The sequence below is a fragment of the Streptomyces rugosispiralis genome, from assembly GCF_024505145.1.
Lineage (GTDB): Bacteria > Actinomycetota > Actinomycetes > Streptomycetales > Streptomycetaceae > Streptomyces > Streptomyces rugosispiralis.
The window spans coordinates 471,970-493,461 of sequence record NZ_JANIAA010000001.1; the positions used below are offsets into that span (position 1 = coordinate 471,970).

At 71.4% G+C, this 21,492-nt stretch carries 21 protein-coding genes; 11 read left to right on the plus strand and 10 right to left on the minus strand.

The window, feature by feature from the left end; translation table 11 throughout:
• Positions 1-31 precede the first annotated feature (31 nt).
• Positions 32-874: a COG4705 family protein gene (locus tag NP777_RS02080; protein WP_256648245.1), complete on the plus strand. Its 843-nt coding sequence runs from the start codon at positions 32-34 to the stop codon at positions 872-874.
• A gap of 147 nt (positions 875-1,021) precedes the next feature.
• Positions 1,022-1,918, plus strand: a complete 897-nt coding sequence (locus NP777_RS02085; RefSeq protein WP_256648246.1) for a COG4705 family protein — start codon at positions 1,022-1,024, stop codon at positions 1,916-1,918.
• On the opposite strand, the gene NP777_RS02090 is transcribed toward NP777_RS02085, so the two are convergent.
• The 5 genes from NP777_RS02090 to NP777_RS02110 are packed head-to-tail and all read right to left on the minus strand — an operon-like array spanning position 1,899 to position 6,676.
• Positions 1,899-3,290 carry a sensor histidine kinase gene (locus NP777_RS02090; protein WP_256648247.1) on the minus strand — a complete coding sequence of 464 codons (1,392 nt, stop codon included), beginning with the start codon at positions 3,288-3,290 and terminating at the stop codon, positions 1,899-1,901. The two genes, NP777_RS02085 and NP777_RS02090, sit on opposite strands and share 20 nt — an antisense overlap.
• Positions 3,287-3,949, minus strand: a complete 663-nt coding sequence (locus NP777_RS02095) for a response regulator transcription factor (RefSeq protein WP_256648248.1) — start codon at positions 3,947-3,949, stop codon at positions 3,287-3,289. The genes NP777_RS02090 and NP777_RS02095 overlap by 4 nt, the downstream gene beginning before the upstream one ends.
• Positions 3,918-4,640, minus strand: coding sequence for a phosphatase PAP2 family protein (locus NP777_RS02100; RefSeq protein ID WP_256648249.1), 723 nt, complete (start codon positions 4,638-4,640; stop codon positions 3,918-3,920). Before NP777_RS02100 ends, NP777_RS02095 begins: the two co-directional genes overlap by 32 nt.
• Before the next feature lie 28 nt (positions 4,641-4,668).
• Positions 4,669-5,337 (minus strand): DedA family protein, encoded by a 669-nt coding sequence (locus NP777_RS02105; protein WP_256648250.1) that lies wholly within the window; start codon positions 5,335-5,337, stop codon positions 4,669-4,671.
• A 34-nt stretch (positions 5,338-5,371) separates the two neighbouring features.
• Positions 5,372-6,676 (minus strand): AbrB family transcriptional regulator, encoded by a 1,305-nt coding sequence (locus NP777_RS02110; RefSeq protein WP_256648251.1) that lies wholly within the window; start codon positions 6,674-6,676, stop codon positions 5,372-5,374.
• Positions 6,677-6,913: 237 nt separating this feature from the next.
• Here NP777_RS02110 and NP777_RS02115 point away from each other — a divergent pair, with 237 nt between their 5' ends.
• Both NP777_RS02115 and NP777_RS02120 read left to right on the plus strand, forming a co-directional pair.
• Positions 6,914-7,591 (plus strand): response regulator transcription factor, encoded by a 678-nt coding sequence (locus NP777_RS02115; protein ID WP_256648252.1) that lies wholly within the window; start codon positions 6,914-6,916, stop codon positions 7,589-7,591.
• A gap of 42 nt (positions 7,592-7,633) precedes the next feature.
• Positions 7,634-9,043, plus strand: a complete 1,410-nt coding sequence (locus tag NP777_RS02120; protein ID WP_256648253.1) for a HAMP domain-containing sensor histidine kinase — start codon at positions 7,634-7,636, stop codon at positions 9,041-9,043.
• A 16-nt stretch (positions 9,044-9,059) separates the two neighbouring features.
• On the opposite strand, the gene NP777_RS02125 is transcribed toward NP777_RS02120, so the two are convergent.
• The 5 genes from NP777_RS02125 to NP777_RS02145 all read right to left on the minus strand — a co-directional run bounded on the left by NP777_RS02125 (position 9,060) and on the right by NP777_RS02145 (position 13,589).
• Positions 9,060-10,043, minus strand: a complete 984-nt coding sequence (locus NP777_RS02125; protein WP_256648254.1) for a M48 family metalloprotease — start codon at positions 10,041-10,043, stop codon at positions 9,060-9,062.
• Positions 10,040-10,432, minus strand: coding sequence for a BlaI/MecI/CopY family transcriptional regulator (locus NP777_RS02130; RefSeq protein WP_256648255.1), 393 nt, complete (start codon positions 10,430-10,432; stop codon positions 10,040-10,042). The genes NP777_RS02125 and NP777_RS02130 overlap by 4 nt, the downstream gene beginning before the upstream one ends.
• A gap of 44 nt (positions 10,433-10,476) precedes the next feature.
• A complete protein-coding gene (locus NP777_RS02135; RefSeq protein ID WP_256648256.1) occupies positions 10,477-11,274 on the minus strand; it encodes an ABC transporter permease in 798 nt (265 codons plus the stop codon).
• Positions 11,275-11,364: 90 nt separating this feature from the next.
• Entirely contained in the window at positions 11,365-12,132 is a 768-nt protein-coding gene (locus tag NP777_RS02140; RefSeq protein ID WP_256648257.1) for a FadR/GntR family transcriptional regulator, read from the minus strand.
• Entirely contained in the window at positions 12,129-13,589 is a 1,461-nt protein-coding gene (locus NP777_RS02145) for an amidase (protein ID WP_256648258.1), read from the minus strand. The genes NP777_RS02140 and NP777_RS02145 overlap by 4 nt, the downstream gene beginning before the upstream one ends.
• Before the next feature lie 151 nt (positions 13,590-13,740).
• On the opposite strand from NP777_RS02145, the gene NP777_RS02150 reads away from it, so the two are divergent.
• Genes NP777_RS02150 through NP777_RS02180 form a run of 7 tightly spaced genes read left to right on the plus strand, consistent with a single transcriptional unit; the run spans position 13,741 to position 21,313 of the window.
• Positions 13,741-15,252, plus strand: a complete 1,512-nt coding sequence (locus NP777_RS02150) for an ABC transporter substrate-binding protein (protein ID WP_256648259.1) — start codon at positions 13,741-13,743, stop codon at positions 15,250-15,252.
• 16 nt (positions 15,253-15,268) lie between these two features.
• Positions 15,269-16,219: an ABC transporter permease gene (locus NP777_RS02155; RefSeq protein WP_256648260.1), complete on the plus strand. Its 951-nt coding sequence runs from the start codon at positions 15,269-15,271 to the stop codon at positions 16,217-16,219.
• Positions 16,216-17,094, plus strand: a complete 879-nt coding sequence (locus NP777_RS02160; protein ID WP_256648261.1) for an ABC transporter permease — start codon at positions 16,216-16,218, stop codon at positions 17,092-17,094. The genes NP777_RS02155 and NP777_RS02160 overlap by 4 nt, the downstream gene beginning before the upstream one ends.
• Positions 17,091-18,143, plus strand: coding sequence for an ABC transporter ATP-binding protein (locus NP777_RS02165; RefSeq protein ID WP_256648262.1), 1,053 nt, complete (start codon positions 17,091-17,093; stop codon positions 18,141-18,143). Before NP777_RS02160 ends, NP777_RS02165 begins: the two co-directional genes overlap by 4 nt.
• On the plus strand, positions 18,136-19,008 hold the full coding sequence (locus NP777_RS02170; protein WP_256648263.1) for an ATP-binding cassette domain-containing protein: 873 nt from the start codon (positions 18,136-18,138) through the stop codon (positions 19,006-19,008). Before NP777_RS02165 ends, NP777_RS02170 begins: the two co-directional genes overlap by 8 nt.
• A 5-nt stretch (positions 19,009-19,013) precedes the next feature.
• Positions 19,014-20,507: an aldehyde dehydrogenase family protein gene (locus NP777_RS02175; protein ID WP_256648264.1), complete on the plus strand. Its 1,494-nt coding sequence runs from the start codon at positions 19,014-19,016 to the stop codon at positions 20,505-20,507.
• A gap of 8 nt (positions 20,508-20,515) precedes the next feature.
• A complete protein-coding gene (locus NP777_RS02180; RefSeq protein WP_256648265.1) occupies positions 20,516-21,313 on the plus strand; it encodes an SDR family NAD(P)-dependent oxidoreductase in 798 nt (265 codons plus the stop codon).
• Positions 21,314-21,492: the final 179 nt, after the last annotated feature.

The window sequence follows — 21,492 nt, forward strand, 5'->3', positions numbered from 1 at the left end:
GTTCAGGTGTCCGCTGCCAGGGTCAGGCGCCATGACCTACGAGACATCTGAGCCTCTCCCGACCCCTGCCGACGACAGGCCCACCGCTCGGTCGAGTCACCGACGGCGCTGGAACAAGGTCCCCGAAGTCATCCTCTACTTCTGGGTCATCAAGGTGCTGTGCACGACGGTGGGTGAGACCGCGGCCGACCTGCTGAACGAGAAGGCCGGGCTCGGCCTGACGGGTGTGTCCGCCCTGATGAGCGCGCTGCTGGCCATAGCGCTGGTGGTGCAGTTCCGCACCAGCGCCTACCGTGCGGGCGTGTACTGGCCGGTCGTGGCCCTGATCAGCGTCGTCGGCACGCTGATCAGCGACAACCTGACCGACAACATGGGCGTGCCGCTGGAGACGAGCACGACGGTGTTCGCGATCATCCTGGCGGTGGTGTTCATCATCTGGTACCGGCGGGAGCGGACACTGTCCATCCACAACATCGACTCCACGAGCCGTGAATCCTTCTACTGGCTGGCGGTGCTGTTCACCTTCGCCCTGGGGACCGCGGCCGGTGACCTGGTCTCCGAGCGGATGAACCTGGGGTACTGGCTGTCCGCGACGCTGTTCGCCCTGGCCATCGCCGCCGTCGCCGTCGCTCACTTCGCCCTCGGTCTGGACGCGGTGTGGAGCTTCTGGATCGCCTACATCCTCACCCGCCCGCTCGGCGCCTCCATCGGCGACTACCTCTCCCAGCCGACCGGCGACGGCGGCCTCGGTCTGGGCACGGTCGTGACCAGTGTGCTGTTCCTGGCGGTCATTCTCGGCCTGGTCGTGTTCCTTTCGGTGACGCGCAAGGACGTCACCGAACCGGAGCGAGTCGCCGTCCGGCAGACGGTCTGAGCCCCGGCAGACGTTCAGGATCCGTTCAGGCCGCGGCTGACAGGGTTGTACACCACCGCCGTTCGCGGTCGGTCCATCGCAAGAGATCGCCCAACGGCGCCCGGCCCCTTCGGCGCGGGCGCCGTATCCCCGAACAGACGGGAGCGCATGACATTGGGGAAGCCAGAAGTCCTCACCGACCTCGACGTCGCGAGTACGAGTACGTCGGTGATGAAGAAACTGCCCGAGGTCACCCTGGTCTTCTGGATCATGAAGATCGCCGCGACGACCCTGGGTGAGACGGCCGGGGACCTCTTCGCCCAGACCCTGAAGCTCGGCTACTTCCTCACCACGATCGCGCTGTTCTTGATCTTCGTGGTGACCCTCGTCGTCCAGCTCAGGTCCAGTCGCTACAACCCCTTCTTCTACTGGACCGTGATCCTGTCGACCAGCATGGCCGGCACCACCATGTCGGACTTCATGAACCGTGACGCCAGCGCCAAGTACCTCTCAGGCGGTAGCACGTCGCTCGGCTGGGGGCCGCAGGGCCTCGGCCTGGGCTACCCGGCCGGCGCGGCGATCCTGATCTCGATCCTGCTGGCGATCTTCCTGGCGTGGAAGGCGAGCGGGATGACGTTCCAGATCCGCGACATCGTCACCTTCCGGGGTGAGGCCCTGTTCTGGTCGGCCATCCTCGTCTCCAACACGCTCGGCACGTCGATGGGGGACTTCCTGTCCGACAGCTCCGGCCTGGGCTACGCGGGTGGCGCGCTCCTGGTCATCGGATTGCTGGCCGTCCTCGTCGCGCTGATGAAGGTTCCCACGGTGCCGAACGTGCTGCTGTTCTGGATCGCCTTCGTCCTCACCCGGCCGCTCGGCGCCACCGCGGGCGACTTCCTCACCAAGCCGGTCGCCAAGGGCGGCCTGGATCTGGGCACGGCGGGCTCGTCGGCGGTCCTGCTGGCCGTTCTGATCGGGCTGATGGCCCACGCCCATGTGCGGGAGCGCCGGGTCCCGGCCCCGCGGAGCGCGGAGCGGGAGCCGGTCACCCAGCGGGCAGAGTGACGGTGAATCGCGCCCCGGGCGCATGCCCGGCGTCGTAGGACACCTCACCGCCCGCGGAGCGGGCCAGACGGCGCGCGAGCGGCAGTCCGAGGCCCGCTCCGTGGTGACCGTCGTCGGGGTCGGCGCGCCGCCCCGGCTGGAAGAGCTCGCCGACGAACGCCGCTGGTACGCCCGGTCCGTCGTCGGTGATGTCGATGACCACGGCGCCGGGCACGCGCCGCCCGGACACGGTCACGGCGGAACGGGCGTAGCGGACGGCGTTGGCGAGCAGCGGGCTGACGACGCGCTCGAGGAAGGCGGGTGTCACACCCGCCTCGAGTCGCCCGTCCTCGGCTCCCACCGCGGTCTTCACCTGGGCCGGTGTGTCCAGGCACTGGGCCATGCGGCGCAGCACGGGTAGGACGTCGGCCGTGCCGGGGGCCGTCGAGGTGTCGGCCGCGTTGTCGCGGGCGTCGAGCAGGAGCGTGTCGCAGATGGTTCGCATGGACTGGGCGGCCTCGTCGATCACCTCGTGAGTGGCGCGGGTCTCGGCGGCCGAGCGGGGCCTGGATCGCCACCATTCGAGTTCGGCGATGATCCGGGTGAGTGGCGTGCGCAGCTCATGGGACAGCTCCCCGGTCAGTTGCTGCTCATGACGCAGTACGGCACGTATGCGGTCCAGCAGCGCGTCCAGCGAGGTGCCCAGACGGGCCAGTTCGACCGGGCCTCCCCCGGTGCTGAAGCGTTGTTCGGAGGCCACGGCACTCCACTGGGTGGCCTGGTCGGTCATCGTCCGCACCGGGCGCAGGGCCCGGCCGACCGCGAGGCGTGTCAGCACGTAGGCGCAGACAAGCATGAACGCGTCCAGGGTCAGCGATCCCACCAGCAGGGTGTCGGCCGAACTCTGGTACGGGGCCAGGTCGAGGGCCGCGACGACGGTGGCTTTGGCATCGCCACCGGACACGGGCCGGGCGCACAGGCGGACGGACCGTTGCCCCTCGGCCTGGACGGTCGCGCAGCCGGGCGCACCCCGCGCGGTGAGCCGGTCGGCGGTCCGGGTGAGGGGGCTGCCCTGCACGGTGGCGGGCGGCTTCTCCAGCAGGCGCTTCCCCGCGTAGATCCACACGTTCGTGTCCAGCAGCTGATCGTTGGCGGTCTCCAGGACGCGCACCCGTGGGCCGCTGGTGTCGACGGTCGCGGCGACGGCGGTCGCCCGGGCCCGCAACTCGTCGTCCGCCTGGTGCCGCGGGTGTCGTTCCACCACGGTGTTGAACACCACGGTCAGCGCCGTGATCAGCAGTGCGGCGGTGGTCAGCGCGACGAGCGAGAGCCGTCCGCGCAGGGTACGGGGAGCCAGAGCGCGAAGCACCGGTCGGTGCCGGAGCCATCTCATGACAGGCGGTGCCCGATGCCGCGCGCGGTGGCGATGGTCAGGCCGCTGCCCGTCTCCCGCAGTTTGCGGCGCAGCCTGGTCAGATACTGATCCAGGGTGTTGTCACTGACCTGTCCGCCTTCGGGCCAGCCCGCCCTGACCAGATCACGGCGGCGCACCAGATCCCCGTCCGCGGCGACGAGCGTGGCCAGCAGCCGGAACTCGGTCGGGGACAGGGCGACCCGGGTGCCGTGCACGGTCGCGCTGTGCCGCACCGCGTCCAGGACCAGCGCCCCGGCCGAGGCGGCGGGCGGGGGCGCGGCCCGCTTGAGCGCCGCCCGCAGCCGGGCGGCGAGCTCGGCGAGGTGGAACGGCTTCGGCAGGTAGTCGTCACCTCCGGCCGAGAAGCCGGACAGCCGGTCGGTGAGGTGGTGCCGTGCGGTCAGGAAGATGACCGGGGCGTGGAACCCGCCCGCGCGCATGGCCTGGCATACGTCCCGTCCGTCCGCGTCGGGCAGGCCGATGTCCAGGACGACCGCGGCGATGTCGGCGCCGACCAGGCGCAGGGCGGTGGCGCCGTCGGTGGCCGGGACGGGATCGAAGTCCTCGTCGTACAGACCGCGGCGGAGCACATCACGCAGGGCGTGATCATCCTCGACGATCAGGATCTTGCGGCGCATGGTCCTCCGGCGGTCTCTCTGCGGTGGGGGCCGTATCGGCGGGGGTGAGGAAGCGGGTCGGCAGCCACCGGCCCGCGGCATACAGGCACACCCCCAGCCAGCCGACGGCGAACAACCAGCCGCCCAGAACATCCGTGAACCAGTGCACCCCGAGATAGACCCGGGTCAGCCCGACCAGCAGGCCCCAGCAACCGATGACGACCCTGAACGATGTCGCTCCGCGCGGGGCGCGCAGGGTCAGCGCGACGATCAGCAGCCCGGCGGTCAGGGCTCCCGTGGTGGCGTGTCCCGAGGGGAACGCCCAGCCGCTCGCGTGCGCCGCCCAGTCGCCGCCCGGGGGACGGGAGCGGTGGACGAGTTCCATCATTCCGTGCCGCAGCGTCTGCCCCACGCCGAGACAGGCGAGGCAGAACGCGGCGGCGAGCAGCCGGTGCCGCACGGCGCGGGCCGCCAGGAAGCCGGCCAGGGCGGCGAGTATGTACGGAATGACGCCGGTCCCGGTGTCGGTCACGCCGCGGGCGAGGGTCCGCAGCACGTCCGGGCGGTGGCCGACGGACCATCCGAGGAGGCCGTTGTCCAGCCACAGCGGGGCACCGGCGCCGCCCACGACGACCATGGTCAGCACCCCCAGCGCCGTCCACGCGCCCAGAGCCGCGCTTCCGGCCAGTCCGGTGGCGTCCCGACGGTTCACGAGGCCACCGCTCCGCCGAAGGACGGGATCATCCACCGGCCTCCTCCGCCTTGGCCCGCCTGCGGCTCCGATACAACTCCGCGCCGAGCGGAATCAGCGACACCGCCACGATCAGCGCGACCAAGGGCAGCAGATAGCGGTCCACATTCGGGATCGAGGAGCCCAGGGCGTACCCCGCGAGCGTCAGCCCGACGCTCCACACCAGCCCGCCGATCACCTGCCAGACGGTGAAGGTCCGGACCGGCACGTTCAGCGCCCCGGCCAGGGGGTTCAGCACGGTCCGGACCACCGGCACGAATCTCGCCAGCACGATCGCCTTCGCATGCCCGTATCGCCCCAGCAGTTCCTCCGCCCGCCGCGCCCCCTCGTGCAGCCGGGCGGAACGGCCGGGGGCAAGCAGTGCGCCACCTGCCCTGCGGCCGATCAGATAGCCGCACTGCGAGCCGGCCAGCGCGCCCATCGCCGCGGCGACCAGCAGCGGTCCCAGCGACAGCCGCACGCCGTGCCCGCCGTTGCCCGTGCAGAGCAGGCCCGCGGTGAACAGGAGGGAGTCGCCCGGCAGGAAGAAGCCGATCAGCAGCCCCGTCTCGGCGAACATCACCACGCCGACGCCCAGCACGCCGAAGGCGCCCAGCAGCGAACGCGCATCGAGCACATTGACGGCGAGCTGCGACGACATCCATACGGGTGTGGTCATCGGCATGGACTCCCTCTCTATGGACGGCCGGACTCTATGGACGACCGGACACACGAACCCGTGTGCGACTACAAGCGCGTAGACGGTCTACGTTACTGTAGACGCTCGCACGGAGGGGAACGTTCCGGGCGCCCTGCCCATCCGCGCCGGCGGGCTTTGACCACCGCGCCGCCAGCAGGCGGGTGATCATTGGCGTGACCAGGATGACCGCCAGGAGCCGCAGGCTCTGCACGGTGGAGACCAGCGCGATGTCCGCGTGGGAGGAGACCGCCGTGGCGAGGACCGCGTTGATCCCCCCGGGGGTCGTGGCGAGGTAGGCGTCGGTGATCGGAGTGCCCGTCGCCGCGGCGAATACCCACGCCAGCCCGGCGCAGCCGAGGCAGACGACCGCCATGCAGACCAGGATCGGGGCCAGGAGGCACCGCATGCTGACGAGCGTCTGGCGGGTGAACCGTACGCCCACGTCGAGACCGACGAGGACGAAGACGACGTTCTGGAGCATCCCGACGGGCGCGAAGCCGGGTACGGCGCCGCTCAGCGTCGCGACCAGGGCGACCAGCATCGGCCCGATCAGCAGCGGTGTGGGCAACCGCAGCCGCCGGCCGGCCCAGGAGCCCGCGACAGCGATGGCGGCGAGCGCGAACAGACCGGTGAGCTGATCCGACCCGGCGACGACATGGAGGAGCCCGGGTCCGGCGCCGCCGCCCGCGGCCGGGTGACCGCCTGCCGCCGAGGACGCGGAGGTCATCCAGTGGGCCGCCAGCGGAGCGGTGGTGGCGACGAGACCGACGCGCAGGTACTGGGTGAAGGCGACCAGCCGCACATCGGCGCGCAGCTCGTCGGCGCAGGTGACGATCGCCGCCGAACCGCCGGGCACCATGCCGAGCACGGCGCTGGGCCGGCTGATACGGCCACCGCGGGCCAGGAACCAGGCGGCCACGAGGCTCAGCGCGATGGTGGCCGCCGTGACCACGGTCAGTGGCAGCGCGACGGGCGCGGCGGAGACGAGGGCGGACGGGGTGAGATAGCTGCCCATGAGGGCGCCGACCAGCGCCTGCGAAGTCCGGTGGGCCGGTGCCGGGAGCCGGTCGCGGACCACTCCGCACAGCGCCAGGACGGCGCCGACCAGCAGTGCGGACAGCAGGTAGGGGGCGGGAAGGCCGACGGCGTCCGCCGCGAGGCCCGCGGCGTACCCCCCGGCGACGATCAGGGCCCAGAGCCCGGTGGGAGCCGGGCGGGAGCCGAGGAGTTCGAAGATGCGCGGGGCGGGCTTCGGCGCGGTACTGGCGGTGAGGGACGGACGTTCGTCCGCGCGCCGCGGCGCGGAAGTCGGTGCCACGATTGGCGCCTTTCGTCGAATGGTGCCGGTCCGTTGGACTCGACGCCTGTGCGAAACAGGCACTCTCCACTGTGTCGCTTACGGCCTGTGCGCACACTGAGAGCGCTGAGTGAGCGCTGTGGGGATGCTGAGAGTCCGCTGAGAGACACGCGGCCGACCTGCGGTCCGGCCTCTAGACTCACAATTGAGGATCAGTCTTCCGGCCGACCCGTCGGTGCGGTCATGGGGTGATGTGGCGTGCGTGTGCTGGTTGTCGAGGACGAGCAGAACATCGCCGCCGCCGTGGACCGCGGACTGCGCGCCGAGGAGTTCGACGTCGACATCGCGGAGAACGGCGAGAAGGCCCTCGGTCTGATCAGGCACAACGACTACGCCGTGATCGTGCTCGACCTGATGCTGCCGGGCCGCAACGGCTATGACGTCTGCCGGACCCTGCGGGCCGCGGGCATCACCACACCGGTGCTGATCCTCACCGCCAAGGACGGGGAGTACGACGAGGCGGACGCCCTCGACCTCGGCGCGGACGACTATCTGACGAAGCCGTTCTCGTTCGTGGTGCTGCTGGCCCGGATCCGCGCGCTGCTGCGCCGCAGCACCCCGCAGCGGTCGCCGGTACTCCGTGCGGGTGATCTTTGGCTGGACCCGGCGGCCCATCGGTGCGGTCGCGGTGACGAGCGCCTGGATCTGACGCCGCGCGAGTTCGGGCTGCTGGAGTTCATGCTGCGCAACCCCGACACGGTGGTGAGCAAGACCGAGCTGCTCGCCCAGGTCTGGGATGCCTGGTTCGAGGGCGACCCCAACATCGTCGAGGTCTACGTCGGCTACCTCCGGCGCAAGATCGACACCCCCTTCGGCAGGTCCGCCATCGAGACCGTGCGCGGCGTCGGCTACCGGCTGGACGCGAAGGGCGGCTGAGTGTCCCGGCGTCTTCCCCTCGGGGGTCCGGCGGTCGGCCGGGTGCGACGGCTGACCCGGAGGCTGAGCCTGCGGACCCGGGTCACCATGTGGGCCACGATGGTCGTCGCCCTCGCGATGGTCGCGGCCGGCCTCGGACTGCTGCTCGGTCTCCGGCACTCCATGTGGAGCGACCGGGACGGCACCGGCCGACAGCGGCTGTCGGACGTCACCGCCCTCATCCGCCACGACCGGCTGGGTTCCCTCATCCCTTCCAACGGAGGGGACGCCGATGTCGTCGAGGTGCTCGACGCCCACGGGAAGGTGCGGGCCAGCTCCGACTACGACACCCGTCCGGGCAGCCCCAGCGGTTTCCCCAACCCCCTCCCCGCGCACGTGCTCGCGGGACATCCGGCCACCCTGCGTGACCTCAGCATCGGCGACGGGGGCGACTTCCGCGTACTGGCCCGGCCGATCCGCGTCGACGGCCGCCCCTCCACCATCGTCGTGGGGGTGTCCCTGGCCCAGGCCGAACACACCCTGTCCAGTCTGACCACCGGCCTGGTGGTCGGGGTGCCCGCGCTGACCGCGCTGGTGGCGTGGACGATCTCGCTCACCGCCGGCCGCACCCTGCGCCCGGTGGAGACCCTGCGCAGCCAGGCCGCGGACATCACCGCGACCGATCTGCACCGCCGCCTCGACCTGCCCGCCTGCCAGGACGAGATCCACGCGCTCGGCGTCACCCTCAACGACATGCTCACCCGCCTCGACGACGCCTCCGTCGCCCAGCGCCGGTTCGTCGCCGACGCCGCGCACGAGCTGCGCAGCCCGCTGACGGCCCTGCGGGCCCAGCTCGAGGTCATGTCCAGCTACCCCGACCCCGACCGGGACCCGCAGATGGCCGCCGCCCTGCTGGAGGACACGGTACGGCTGCACGACCTGGTCGAGGGGCTGCTGGCACTGGCCCGCAGCGAGGATCCCGCCCGCTCGCGGTCACAGGGCACGCACATCGTCGACCTGGACGAGGTGGTCCTGGCCGAGGTCCGCAGACAGCGCTCGCTGGCCAAGGCGGACATCGACGCCCGGCGCGTCTCGGGCGGGCGGGTGCGGGGCGACGCCGAGGCACTGCGCAGCGTCGTACGCAACCTGCTGGACAACGCACGCCGCCACGCGGCCCAGCGGGTACGGGTGGCCCTGAGCGAACGCGAAGGCACCGTCGAACTCACCGTCAGCGACGACGGAGCGGGCATCCCGGCCGCGGACCGGCTACGGGTCTTCGAGCGCTTCACCCGCCTCGACGAGGCACGGTCCCGCGAGGCCGGCGGCACGGGCCTCGGCCTCGCCATCGTCGGCAAGGTCATCACCGCACACGGCGGCACCGCCCACGCCGACCAGGACCCCGCCCCGGACGCCGGTGGGCTCGGCGGGGCGCGCCTGGTGGTCCGCCTGCCGGCCGTACCCTCCTCCGGCTGATCCGTCGATCTGCTTGTCAGCGCGCCCACGATGCCGAGGTCACTGACGCGGCTCGGTCCGGGTCTGCGCCATGTGCGACATTCAGGTGCAGGTCTTCGACGGCGTCCACGCCCGTCGCGGCCGAGAGTGCGAGACAGCACAGCAGCGCGACGGCGACGGCGCATGTCCAGCAGCGGCGCCGGGCCGGCTGTGTGGCGTCGTCGGCCTGGAGGAGGGCCATCACGCGACGGGGCACCGCACCGCCGACCGTAGCGAGGATCGCCCCGCGCCGGGCGGCCGGGCTCTTCGACTCGCGCGCCGCGAGGGCGGCGCGGCCGATCGCCTTCGCCGCCAGCTTTCGGTCACCCACCGCATGGGCGGCCGCTTCGTCGGCCCGGCGTTCGAGGGCGTAGGCCAGGGGCTCGCGGAGGGCGCGGAGCGCGGGGTGCAGCACGGCGGCCAGCTGGGCCGCGGCGAGGAAGCGGTGGTGATGTCCGGCGAGATGCTCCCGTTCGTGTGCGAACAGCGCCTCGCGTTCGTCCGGGCGCAACGAGCGCAGCATGGCGGCGCTGACGACGATGGTGCCCGGCTTCCCCCGCCGACCGGGAAGTGCGTAGGCGTACGGGTACTCGTCCGGGTGGACGGTCAGTTCACCGGCCGTCGGGCCGATGGCTCGCTGTTCCGAGCGAAGCTCCCTGTGGTGGCGGACCGCGACGCGGATCACCTGGGCGAATCCGGCGATCAGCAAGATCGTGGCCACCGGTGCCGTCCACAGGGCCGGCCCGGTGTGCCCGGCCGGCGCTTCCGGGGAGAAGCCTGCGGCCGAGGCGACCTGGTTCACTCGCAGGAGGCCCAGCGCGGCCAGCGCGCCCAGGGCGGCGGTGCTGGAGCAGGCGAGCAGCACCGCGCAGGAGACGAGGAGCCGGGCAGCGGCGCGCGGAGCGAGGCGGTCAGCCGCGTGCCGTGCGGCGGGAACGGCGATCAGGGGTATCAGCGGCGGAAGCCATACCGCGTAGATCACTCTCGGGTCTCCTCGTCGCCGTCCAGCAGCGCCCGGAGTATCTCCTCGTCCTCTGGACTGAGGTCGGAGACGAATCGGGCCAGGATGCTGCCGCGGTCCTCGCCGCGGTCCTCGCCGCGTTCGAGCTCGGCGTGCATGCGGCGGGCGTGGAGGCCGGAGCTGTCGGCGACAGGGGTGTAGGCGTATCCGCGTCCCTGCCGGGCACGGTCGACCACCCCTTTCTCCTGGAGCCGGGTCAGGATGGTCGTCACCGTCGTACGCGCCAAGCCCGCGTTGAGGAGTTCCCGGACCTCTCCCGGAGTGAGGGGCCGGTCGGCAGCCCACAGTGCCGCCAGAACGCTGGCCTCCAGTTCCCCGGCCGATCGGCGGTCGCCGTGCTGCTCAGTCATGGCGCTCATTTTCGCAGACGGTCCTCCACCGCCCCGCGGTCCGACTACAGGCTTGTAGAGGAACGGGATGTCGCTCCAGGACGGAACAGACGGTGCCGGGCGATCAGCTCGACGGTCACCGCGACGGCGATGGCCTGGACCGCCATCAAGGCGATCAGGACGAACAGCTGAACGGCCCCGGCCATAAGCGGGCTCGCCCCGCCCAGGAGCATGCCCACGAACGCCCCGGGAAGGGTCACCAGCCCGACCGTGCGCGTCTGGTCCAGCCCCGGCAGCAACGCGTCGGACGCGGCCGGCCGTGCGATCTCCATTCGCGCATCCCGGTCGAGCAAACCCAGAGCCATCGCCGCTTCGACCTCGCCACGCCGAAGCTCCAGCTCATCGAGGGCGCGTCGGCCCGCGAGCACCGTGACCGTCAGGGCGCCACCGATGAGGATGCCGCTGATGGGGATGAGGACAAGACCCTTCGCGGGAACGAGTCCCGTCAACAGCAGGGCGGCCACCGTGGGGACGACGCCGGCGGCGATCGGCGCGGCGGTCAGCCACCAGGTGCGATTGCTGGTCAGCCGTCGGCCCGCCGTGCGCACGGCGACGCCGAACATCACGACCAGGAACGCGGCCAGACCCGCCAATCGGGTGACGGCCCAGGTGATGACCAGGGACACAGCGGCGAGCTGCGCCGCCGCACGCACACCCGCGACCGCGATCTCCCGCGGACGGTTGACGGAGGGATTGGGGGACAGACCAAACCAGTAGGCGACCCCCGCGGCCACGGCCAGCAGCACTACCAGCACCACGCCGAGGGTGAGGTTGACCGGCAGTAGGGATCTTGCGCTCAGCATCACGTTCGTCACCGTAAACGCCACTGACAGCGCGCGACAGGCTTCACCCGACCGAGGAGATCGCCGAGGCGGTGGTGCGACCGGCGCGGGTCAGCTCTCTTCGTCGTCCACGAGCGCGAGCAGCGGCCCCCGCTCGTTCTCGGGGACGTAGCCGGCGTAGTACTCGTAGAGCTTGCGCCGCGAGATGCGTGCCGCCGCGAGGCCGTCCCCCGCCCGGATCGCCTCGAGCACCTCCTGATGGTGGCGGAGCGACTCCCGCATGAGCGTAGCGCTGTTGTGCGCATGGGCGACCTTGTCCGAGATCAGCGCGAGGACCGCGCCCCTGACCACCTGGTTGCAGACCTGGATGAGGGAGTTGCGGCCGGCCACGGCCACCGCCTCGTGGAACGCGACGTCGGCCTTGCCGAACTCCTCGTACCCCGCCTCGATCGCATCCGCCATGACGGCGATCGTCCGTTCCATGACGGACAGTTCCTCCTCGGACCGCAGCCGGGCCGCCAGCGAGCTCGCCGACCCGTCGAGGATCATGCGGAACGAGATCAGCTCGGCCATGGACACGTTGTCGAACTGGACGAGCCGGGTCATCTGCTTGGTCAGGCCGGCCGGCGAGAAGGGCAGGATCTCCGGGCCGTTCGGGTCACCCGGGCGCGAGCGGACGAGGCCGTCGCTCTCCAGCACGCGCAGCGCCTCGCGCACGGTGGGACGGCTGGCCCCGAACTGCGTCACCAGCTCCCGCTCGCTCGGCAGCCGTTGGCCGGGCTTGAGGTCACCGCGCACGATCGCCTGCTCGATCTGCTCGACAATGCGCTGGTAGAGCCGTACGGGCGAGACCTGCCGGAACTGTGCCCCGTCGCTCAAGGCCGCTTCCCTTCGGGCGTGGTCGGTGTCGTCTGCGCCCCCGTGGGCGCCCCAACGGCGTCGTCCGGCCAGCGCGGAACCGCCTCGGCGGGCCGGCTCCGTTCGTACCACGCCGCCGCCCTCAGCACGCCGAGGTCGTCGAATCGGCGGCCCGCGATCTGCACCCCGATGGGCCGGTGGTCCGCCGTAAAACCGCAGTTGACGGTCGCGGCCGGCTGGCCCGACATGTTGTACGGCGCGGTGAAGCCGATATGGGCCATGGTCTTCTCGTCCCCCGGGAAGGGCATCGGCTGCTCGGCGGGAAACGCCGCCACCGGCGCCACCGGCGAGAGCACCAGATCGTACGGGAGCGTCGCCGCCACGGTCCGCGCCTGAATGCGCATGATGTGCTGGTAGCACTGCAGGACCCTGGTGCCCGGCACATCGGCGCCGCCCTGACACCACCGGATGATGTGGGGGTGGACGCGCAGCCGGGCCTCGGGCTCCAGGGCGCGGAAGTCGTTCCAGGACCGCACCCGCCAGAACAGATCCAGGTCGTCCAGGAGCTCCTGGGCCAGATACGGCCCGACCGGCTCCACGACGGCTCCCGCCGCCTCGAAGACCGCGGCGGCGCGGTTCACCGCGGCGAGGATCTCGGCGTCGCACGGCTCCCCGCAGCCGGCGTCCAGGTGCACTCCCACTCGCAGCCCGCACACCTCGCCGTCCAGCGCCGACCAGTCGATGTCCTCCGGCGGCAGGCTCGACCAGTCCCGGGGGTCGGGTTGGCTCAGGACGCGCATGAACAGGGCCGCGTCCGCGACGGTACGGGTCATGGGCCCGGCGGCACGCCCCAGGTACGGGGTGTCCAGCGGGATCCTCCCGTAGCTGGGCTTGAGCGTGGCGAGGCCCAGCCAGGTGCCCGGCAGCCGGATCGATCCCCCGATGTCGGTGCCGACGTGCAGCGGGCCGTATCCCCCGGCGGCCGCGGCCCCCGCGCCGGAGCTGGAACCGCCCGTCGTCCAATCGGGGTTCCAGGGGCTGCGCGAAATGCCGTGCCGGCTGGAGACGCCCGAGGAGAGCATGCCCCAGTCCGGCATCACGGTCGACCCGAGCACCACCCCGCCGGATTCGACGACTCGCGCGGTGATGGGCGCGTCCGCCTCGGGGACGACCGGTTCTGTCCCCGCGTTGCCCGAGGGCATCGGGACGCCCCTGCGGGCGACGTTCTCCTTGAGCGTCACGGGCACGCCGTCGATGAGCCCGAGCGGCTCCCCCGCCGACCATCGGGCCTCGCTGGCCAGTGCCGCCTTGCGGGACTCGTCCGGATCCCGCACCCAGAACGCGTTGAGCACACTCTCGCGCGCCTCGATCACCGACTGGACGGCGTCGTGGACCTGGACCGGCGACAACGTGCGATCGGCGAATCCGGCCACCATCTCTACGGCCGGCATGGCGGCCAGGCCCTGTTCCGTGAGCACTCGCACACTCCTTCTCCCCCAGCTACCGCTGGGCGGTGCCCCCTCGCGCTGCCCGGGGGGATCGAACCCCTTGACAAGTACAGCTTCAGTCGCCACGGTACCTGCCAAGTGAGCTTACTGGTCAGGCCAGTCATAGCGGAAGGTGGCGTCCATGACGCACAAGCGGCCGGCGCGGCTCCCCGGGACGGTCGCGGCCGCGCTCGCATGCCTGTCGCTGGCAGCCTGCTCGGCCGGGTCCACGTCGGTCGGAAAGCCCACCGGCAACAGCCTGAGCATCGGACTCGCCGCCGAGCCGGCCAACTTCGACTTCACCAGGACCGACGGTGCCGCCATTCCGCAGGCACTGCTCGACAACGTCTACGAGACGCTGGTGAAGCTGGATCAGTCCGGGACGATACGGCCCGATCTGGCCACGTCGTGGAGCCTGTCCAAGGACCGCAGGACGTACACGTTCCACCTGGTGAAGGACGCCACGTTCAGCAATGGCGCGCGGTTCACGGCCGAGGACGCCAAGTTCTCCGTCGAACGCGTCGGCAGGGCCTGGACGGTGGCGCAGAAGGCCCAGATGAGCGTCGTCGACCGGGTGCGGGCGGTGTCGCCCACCGAACTCGAGGTCACCCTGAAGAAGCCCAGCAACGACTGGCTGTACCGGATGACCACCCGCGTCGGCGCGATGTTCAGCCGGACCGGGGTGCGCGAGCTGGCCACCGAGCCGGTGGGCACCGGCCCGTACGTGGTGCGGAACTGGAACCGCGGCGACTCGATCACGCTGGCCCGTCGTAAGGGCTACTGGGGGCGCGCACCACACTTCGCGTCGGTCACCCTGAAGTACTTCAAGGACCCGACGGCCATGAACAACGCGCTGCTCACGGGCACCATCAATGTGATCGGCCAGATGCAGTCCCCGGAGTCCCTGTACCGGTTCCAGAACAACTCGAAATACCGGGTGATCGAGGGCACGACCAACGGCGAAGTGGTCCTCTCCCTCAACAACGGCTCGGGCCCGATGAAGAATCGGAAGGCCCGCCAGGCGGTCCGCTACGCCATCGACCACAAGGCCCTGATGGACACCTGCTGGGCGGGGCGCGGCAAGCTCATCGGCGGCATGGTTCCGCCGACCGACCCCTGGTACCAGAACCTCACCGGCCTGTATCCGTACGACCGCGACAAGGCCAGGAAGCTCCTGAAGGAGTCCGGCGAGGCCGGCCGTACGCTGCGGCTGCGGATTCCGACGCTGCCCTACGCCACCGCATGCGGCACCGTGGTCAAGAGCCAGCTCGAACAGGCCGGGTTCAAGGTCGAGCTCGACCAATTGGAGTTCCCCGCGGCCTGGCTGACCACCGTGTTCAAGAACTCCGACTACGACCTGTCCATCATCGGCCATGTGGAGCCCCGCGACATGCAGACGGTGTTCGGGGACAAGGGCTACTACACCCACTACGACAACCCCGCGTTCCGCGCGTTGCTGAAGAAGGCGGACCAGGGCAGCCGGGAGCAGCAGATCACCGCCATGCGGGCGGCCGCTCGGCTGCTGTCCGAGGACGCCGCGGCCGACTGGCTGTTCCTGCTGCCCAACCTGATGGTGGCGGACGCGGACATCACCGGCCTGCCCGTGAACTCCGTCTCCGAGTCACTGGATCTCACCGGCCTGGGCCGGTCATGAAAGGCGGCCTCAACCGATGATCGTCCGTCTGGTTCAGCGGATCGCGATCCTCCTGGCCGGCCTCGCCGTGAGCTCCGTGCTGGTGTTCGCGTTCATGGCGGTGCTGCCGGGTGATCCGGCCCGGGTCGCCCTCGGCACCAGCGCGTCGGACTCCGCGGTGGCGCGGCTGCGCCAGGAGTTCGGGCTCGACCGGCCGCTCGTGACCCAGTACCTCAGCTGGGTCCATGGGCTGGTGACCTTCGACCCGGGGAACTCCTACGTCTCCCACGCGCCGATCGGCCCGCAGCTCGCCGACCGCCTCCAGGTCACCCTGTGGCTCGTCGGCACCGGAATGGTGATCGCCTGTGTCCTGGCCCTCCCCATGGGCACGCTGATGGCCGTGCGGCACCGCAAGCCGTCCGGGCTCCTTCTCTCGGCCCTGTCCCAAGTCGGCGTGGCCGTCCCGGCCTTCCTCGCCGGTATCCTCCTGATCACCGTGTTCGCGGTGGGGCTCGGATGGCTGCCGGCGAACGGCTGGACGCCTCCGGTGCAGGATCCGGTCCTGTTCCTCAAACAGCTGGTGATGCCCGCCCTGTCCCTCGGCATCGTGCAGGCGGCGGTGGTCACCCGCTATGTGCGCAGCGCCGTGCTCGATGTCCTCCGGGAGGACTATCTGCGCACCGCTCGCGCCAAGGGACTCCGCCCGACCCGGGCGCTGCTGCGGCACGGACTGCGGAACGCGGCGGTGCCCGTGGTCACCGTCCTGGCCCTGCAGCTCGCCACGCTGCTGGTGGGCTCCGTCGTCATCGAACGGGTCTTCGTCATCCCCGGGCTCGGCAGCCTGCTGCTGGACAGCGTCGCCAACCGGGACCTCATCGTGGTGCAGGACGTGGTCATGATCATCGCAATGGCGGTGCTGCTGGTGAACTTCCTGGTGGACATGGTCTATCTGCTGATCGACCCACGGCTCAGGGGAGGTGCGTCATGAGTGCTCCGGACGTCGAGGCCGGCGCCGCGTCCGCGGTGTCCGCGGACCGCCACCGCCGCCGCCCGGTCACGGGCAGCCTCCTGGTGGGCGGTCTCATCGTCGCGGTCGTGATCGGCATGGCGCTGCTGTCCTTCGTATGGACTCCGCACGACCCGACCCTGGTGGATCCCTCGGTGCGGCTGCAGGAGCCGTCGCCCGACTACTGGTTCGGCACGGACAAGTTCGGCCGCGATGTGTTCAGCCAGATCCTGATGGGCTCGCGCACCACGCTGTTCGTCGGCTTCGTGGCCGTGGGGGTCGCCGCCCTGATCGGCGTGCCGCTCGGCATCGTCGCCGGAATGGCGCCCCGCTGGTTCGGCGAGCTGCTGATGCGCGGCAACGACCTGCTCCTCGCCTTCCCGGCACTCCTGCTGGCCATCATGTTCGCGGCCGTGTACGGCGCCGGCACGCTGGTCGCGATGGTCGCCATCGGCATCGCGTCCATCCCTCATTTCGCCCGGCTGATCCGCGGTGGCACGTTGCAGGTCATGCGGACCGAGTACGTCATCGCCGCGCGTGCGGCGGGCCGTGGGCCGTTCGCGATCGCCGTGCGGCATGTCCTGCCCAACGTCAGCAGTCTCGTCATCGTGCAGGCGTCGGTGGGTTTCGCCATCTCCGTACTCGCCGAGGCCGCGCTGTCCTTCCTGGGCTTCGGAACCCCGCCTCCCACACCGTCCTGGGGCCGGATGCTGCAGGAGAGCCAGGAGCTGCTGTCCATCGCGCCCCGGCTCGCCGTGTTCCCGGGCGTCGCGATCGCGGTGGCGGTGCTCGGATTCAATCTGCTCGGTGACGGCCTGCGCGACCGTTTCGACCCCAAGCTGGAGGACCGCCGATGACCCCGGCACCTGAGACGGGACCGGCCGCCGCCGCGCATGACGACGTGCTGGCCGTGCGGAACCTCGACGTCACGGTGGGCGGCCGCAAGCTCGTCGAAGACGTCGGCTTCACCATCCGGGCGGGCGAACGGGTCGGGCTGATCGGTGAGTCGGGGTCGGGCAAGTCGCTGACCGCGCTGAGCGTCCTGGGCCTGCTCCCCGAGGGGCTGCGGGCCTCGGGTTCGGTACGGCTCGCCGGAGTCGGCCATGACCTGGTGGGAGCCGACGAGGCGCGGATGTCCCGGGTGCGGGGCAAGGAGATCGCCATGGTCTTCCAGGAGCCCATGACCGCTCTGAACCCCACGATGAGGGTCGGGCGGCAGATCGCCGAGGTGCTGCTGATCCACCGGACCAGGCCCGACCGCGCGTCCGCCCGGGCCGCCGCGGTGGAACTGCTCGCCCAGGTGGGGCTTCCCGACCCCGAGGCCGCCGCACGGGCCTATCCGCACCAGTTCTCCGGGGGCCAGCGGCAGCGGGTGGTGCTGGCCATCGCCCTCGCGAACGACCCCGCGCTGCTGGTCTGCGACGAACCCACCACCGCGCTCGACGTCACCGTGCAGGCGCGGGTGCTCGACCTGATCGTGCGAGGTGTCCAGGACCGCAGGTCGGCCCTGCTCTTCATCACCCATGACCTGGCCGTGGTGGCCACCGCCTGCGAGCGGGTCATGGTCATGTACGGCGGGCGGCTGGTCGAGTCCGGGCCGGTCCACGAGGTGTTCACGCACCCCCGGCACCGCTACACCCAGGGCCTGATCGGCGCGTCGGATCTGACCGTGGTCGACGGCCGCGGCCGGCTGGCCACGATCCGCGGGTCCGTACCGCCGGCGGGCCGGTTCCCCGCCGGATGCGTGTTCCGGAACAGGTGCGATCACGCGACCGACGTGTGCGCCACCAGACCGAAGTGGATCCCGACCGGACCGGACTCCGGCTACGCCTGCTTCCACCCGGTGCCCGGAAGCGGCGCGCACGGGACCGGCGCCCCCACGAACCAGGAGGCCGGCCGTGGCTGAGCAGCCGACCAGTACCCCTCTCGCGCCCGAGCCGCGGACCGGCCCCGCGGACGCCATCAGCGTCCGCGACGTCACCCGCGTCTACCAGCGGCCGCGCACCTCACTGCGCCGCCCCAGCCCGCCGGTGCACGCCCTGCGCGGCGTCAGCTTCGGCATTCCCCAGGGGCAGCGGTTCGGCATCGTGGGCGAGTCGGGGTGCGGGAAGTCGACCCTGCTGCGGATCATGGCCGGACTCGACCGCCCCACCAGCGGCGGCGTCGCGATCGACGGCCGGGACATCACCGGGCTCCGGGAGAGACGGCTGAAGTTCGTCCGCGAGCGGCTCCAGCTCGTGTTCCAGGACCCGATGAGTTCGCTGGACCCGCGCATGCGGGTGGGCGACATCGTGGCCGAGCCGCTCGTGGCACAGGGGCATGGGAACCGCCGGGAGCGGGTGGCCGAGTTGCTCGAGGCCGTCGGGCTGCGGGCCGACGCGGCGGACCGGTATCCGCACCAGTTCTCCGGTGGCCAGCGGCAGCGCATCTCGATCGCGCGTGCCCTCGCCCCCCGTCCGAAGATCATCGTGGCCGACGAGCCGGTGAGCGCCCTGGACGTGTCCGTACGGGCCCAGGTGCTCAACCTCATCGCCGACCTCGTCGACGAGTTGTCCCTCACGCTGGTCTTCGTCTCCCACGACCTCTCCGTGGTCCGCCATGTGTGCGACCGGGTCGCGGTCATGCACGCCGGGCAGATCGTGGAGACCGGGTCCACGGAGCAGGTGTACGAGGACCCCCGGCATTCCTACACACGCAGGCTGATCGCCGCCGTTCCGACCCTGGGCAAGGCACTGTCCGGAGTGTCGGCGGCCGACCTCAACCGGGAGTAGCGACCGTGACCACCCATGTCCCATCCGTCGACGGCGAAGCCCCCGTGGTGAAGGAGTTTCCCGAGGGTCTTCCCATCGGCGGCACCTGGGTGGCGGCACCCGCCACCGAGGACGTCCGCTTTCCCTACGACGGGACACTCGTCGCCCGTGCCCCCGTCGGGGACACCGGTCTCGCGCGCCAGGCGGTGGACGCGGCCCTCGCGGTACGCGAGCGGGTCGGCCGGCTCCCCTCGCACACCCGCCGGGCCGCGCTGCTCGCCACGCACGAGGCCATCGCCTCCCGACGCGCGGACTTCGAGCGGCTGCTGGTCCTGGAGACCGGCAAACCGCTGGTCGACTGCCGTGTCGAGGTGGACCGCACCCTGCTGACGCTGCTGACGGCGGCCGAGGAAGTGGCCCGGCTGCACGGGGAGACGGTGCCGCTGGACCTGCTGCCGTCGGGCGAGGGGTTGCTCGGCTTCTGGATCCGCAAGCCGATCGGCGTGGTGGTGGGCATCGCGGGCTTCAACTACCCGCTGCTGCTCGCCGCGCACAAGGTCGCGCCGTCCCTGGCCGCCGGCTGCCCGGTCGTCGTCAAACCCGCCCCGCAGACGCCGCTGGCCACCCTGTGGCTGGTGCACCTGCTCCGCGAGGCCCTCGGCGCCGCCGACGCGCCACAAGCCGCGGTCCAGTTGGTGACCGGGGGCCCCGAGGTGGGTGTCGCGCTGACCACCGACCGCCGGATCGGTGCGGTCTCCTTCACCGGTTCCGCCGCCGTCGGCCACCGGATCGCCCGGGACGCGGCACCCACCAAGGTGCTGCTCGAACTCGGCTCCAACGCCGCCCTGGTGGTGGCCGCCGACGCCGACCTGGACGCCGCCGCCGACGCGGTGGCGCGCGGCGGGTTCTACGCGTCGGGCCAGGCGTGCATCAGCGTGCAGCGGGTCATCGTGGTGGACGCCGTGCGCGAGGAGTTCGTGGCCCGGCTGCGGGAGCGGGTGGCCCGGGTGGCCGTGGGCGACCCGCGCGATCCGGCGACGCGTGTCTCGGCGCTCATCGACCAGCGGTCGACCGAGCGGGTGCGCGCCTGGCTGGACGAGGCGGTGGCGGCGGGGGCCTCGCTCGTCGCCGGGGGCAGTGTCACCGACGGGGTGATCGAGCCCACCGTGCTGCTCGACGTGGACCGCGCGCTGCCCGTGTGGAACGAGGAGGTCTTCGCCCCCGTGGTCGCGGTACGGTCCGTCCCCGATCTGGACACCGCCCTCGACCTGGTCAACGACTCGCGCTACGGACTGCACGCGAGCGTCTACACCAGCGCCCTCGACACGGCGTTCACCGCTCTCGACCGCCTGGAGGTGGGCGGAGTGGTCGTCAACGAGGTTCCCGGCTTCCGGTCCGATGTCATGCCGTACGGCGGTGTGAAGGACTCCGGGGCCGGACGGGAGGGCCCGAGGTTCGCCATCGAAGAGCTCACCGTCACCCGTATGGCAGTGATCCGCCCGACGACACGGAAGCGGTGAGGACCACAGTGCGAGCAACGGAGCACACCGATCCGGTGGACGCGTACTCCCGCCTGTTCCGGCTCGACGGCCGCAAGGCCGTCGTGGTGGGGGCGGGCAGCGGAATCGGCCGCGAGAGCGCCCTGGCGCTCTCGGCACACGGCGCCACGGTGGTGTGCGCCGACCGCGATCTGGCGGCGGCCGAGGAGTCGGCGGCGATGGGGCCCGGCCTCGTCGGGTACGCCCTCGATGTGCTCGACGGCGACGCGGTCGCGCGTGCCGCCGAGGAGCTCGGCCCCGTCGATGTGCTCGTCTTCACCGCCGCGACGAACGTGCGCAAGCCCCTGCTCGACTACACGGCGGAGGAATTCGAGCGGGTCGTGGCGCTCAATCTGCGCGCGTCCTTCGACCTGGTGCGGGCGTTCGGCCGTGGCATGGCCGAGCGCGGCGGGGGGAGCATCATCGGCTTCAGCTCGATCCGCGCGGTGGCCGTCGAGCCGGGCCAGGGGGTGTACGCGGCCACGAAGGCGGGCCTCGTCCAGCTGCTGCGGACCGCGGCGGCCGAGCTGGGCCCGTCGGGTGTGCGGGTGAACACCATCGCCCCGGGCGTCGTGGACACCCCGCTGACCGCGCAGATCAGGGCGGTGCCGGAGTGGTCGGAGGCCTACGCCAGCAAGAGCGCCCTGGGCCGCTGGTCCCGGGCCGACGAACTGGCCGGGGCCGTCGTCTACCTCGCGTCGGACGCGTCGTCCTTCGTCACGGGGAGCCAGCTCTTCGTGGACGGAGGCTGGACGGCGATCGACGGACGCTTCACACCGCCCGGCTGACCGGGGCGGACGCCCGTTCGGGCCCCTTTTCCGAGGTGAACCACCTCGGAAAAGGGGCTCATAGTCGTCAGGGGCCGTATCGGCCGGCCCCCCGGCCGGTTCGAATCGCGAAACAACTGTCCCGGTTGTTCACATTCCCGGTTCGGTCTCGTTGGCCGTCGGCAGGTTGTCCGGACGAG

Coding starts and splice junctions, on each gene's coding strand:
- NP777_RS02090 (WP_256648247.1), bottom strand. CDS start 3,290: ATGAGATGGCTCCGGCACCGACCGGTGCTTCGCGCTCTGGCTCCCCGT.
- NP777_RS02105 (WP_256648250.1), bottom strand. CDS start 5,337: ATGACCACACCCGTATGGATGTCGTCGCAGCTCGCCGTCAATGTGCTC.
- NP777_RS02135 (WP_256648256.1), bottom strand. CDS start 11,274: ATGCTGAGCGCAAGATCCCTACTGCCGGTCAACCTCACCCTCGGCGTG.
- NP777_RS02165 (WP_256648262.1), top strand. CDS start 17,091: ATGACCCCGGCACCTGAGACGGGACCGGCCGCCGCCGCGCATGACGAC.
- NP777_RS02095 (WP_256648248.1), bottom strand. CDS start 3,949: ATGCGCCGCAAGATCCTGATCGTCGAGGATGATCACGCCCTGCGTGAT.
- NP777_RS02155 (WP_256648260.1), top strand. CDS start 15,269: ATGATCGTCCGTCTGGTTCAGCGGATCGCGATCCTCCTGGCCGGCCTC.
- NP777_RS02080 (WP_256648245.1), top strand. CDS start 32: ATGACCTACGAGACATCTGAGCCTCTCCCGACCCCTGCCGACGACAGG.
- NP777_RS02085 (WP_256648246.1), top strand. CDS start 1,022: ATGACATTGGGGAAGCCAGAAGTCCTCACCGACCTCGACGTCGCGAGT.
- NP777_RS02130 (WP_256648255.1), bottom strand. CDS start 10,432: ATGACTGAGCAGCACGGCGACCGCCGATCGGCCGGGGAACTGGAGGCC.
- NP777_RS02150 (WP_256648259.1), top strand. CDS start 13,741: ATGACGCACAAGCGGCCGGCGCGGCTCCCCGGGACGGTCGCGGCCGCG.
- NP777_RS02160 (WP_256648261.1), top strand. CDS start 16,216: ATGAGTGCTCCGGACGTCGAGGCCGGCGCCGCGTCCGCGGTGTCCGCG.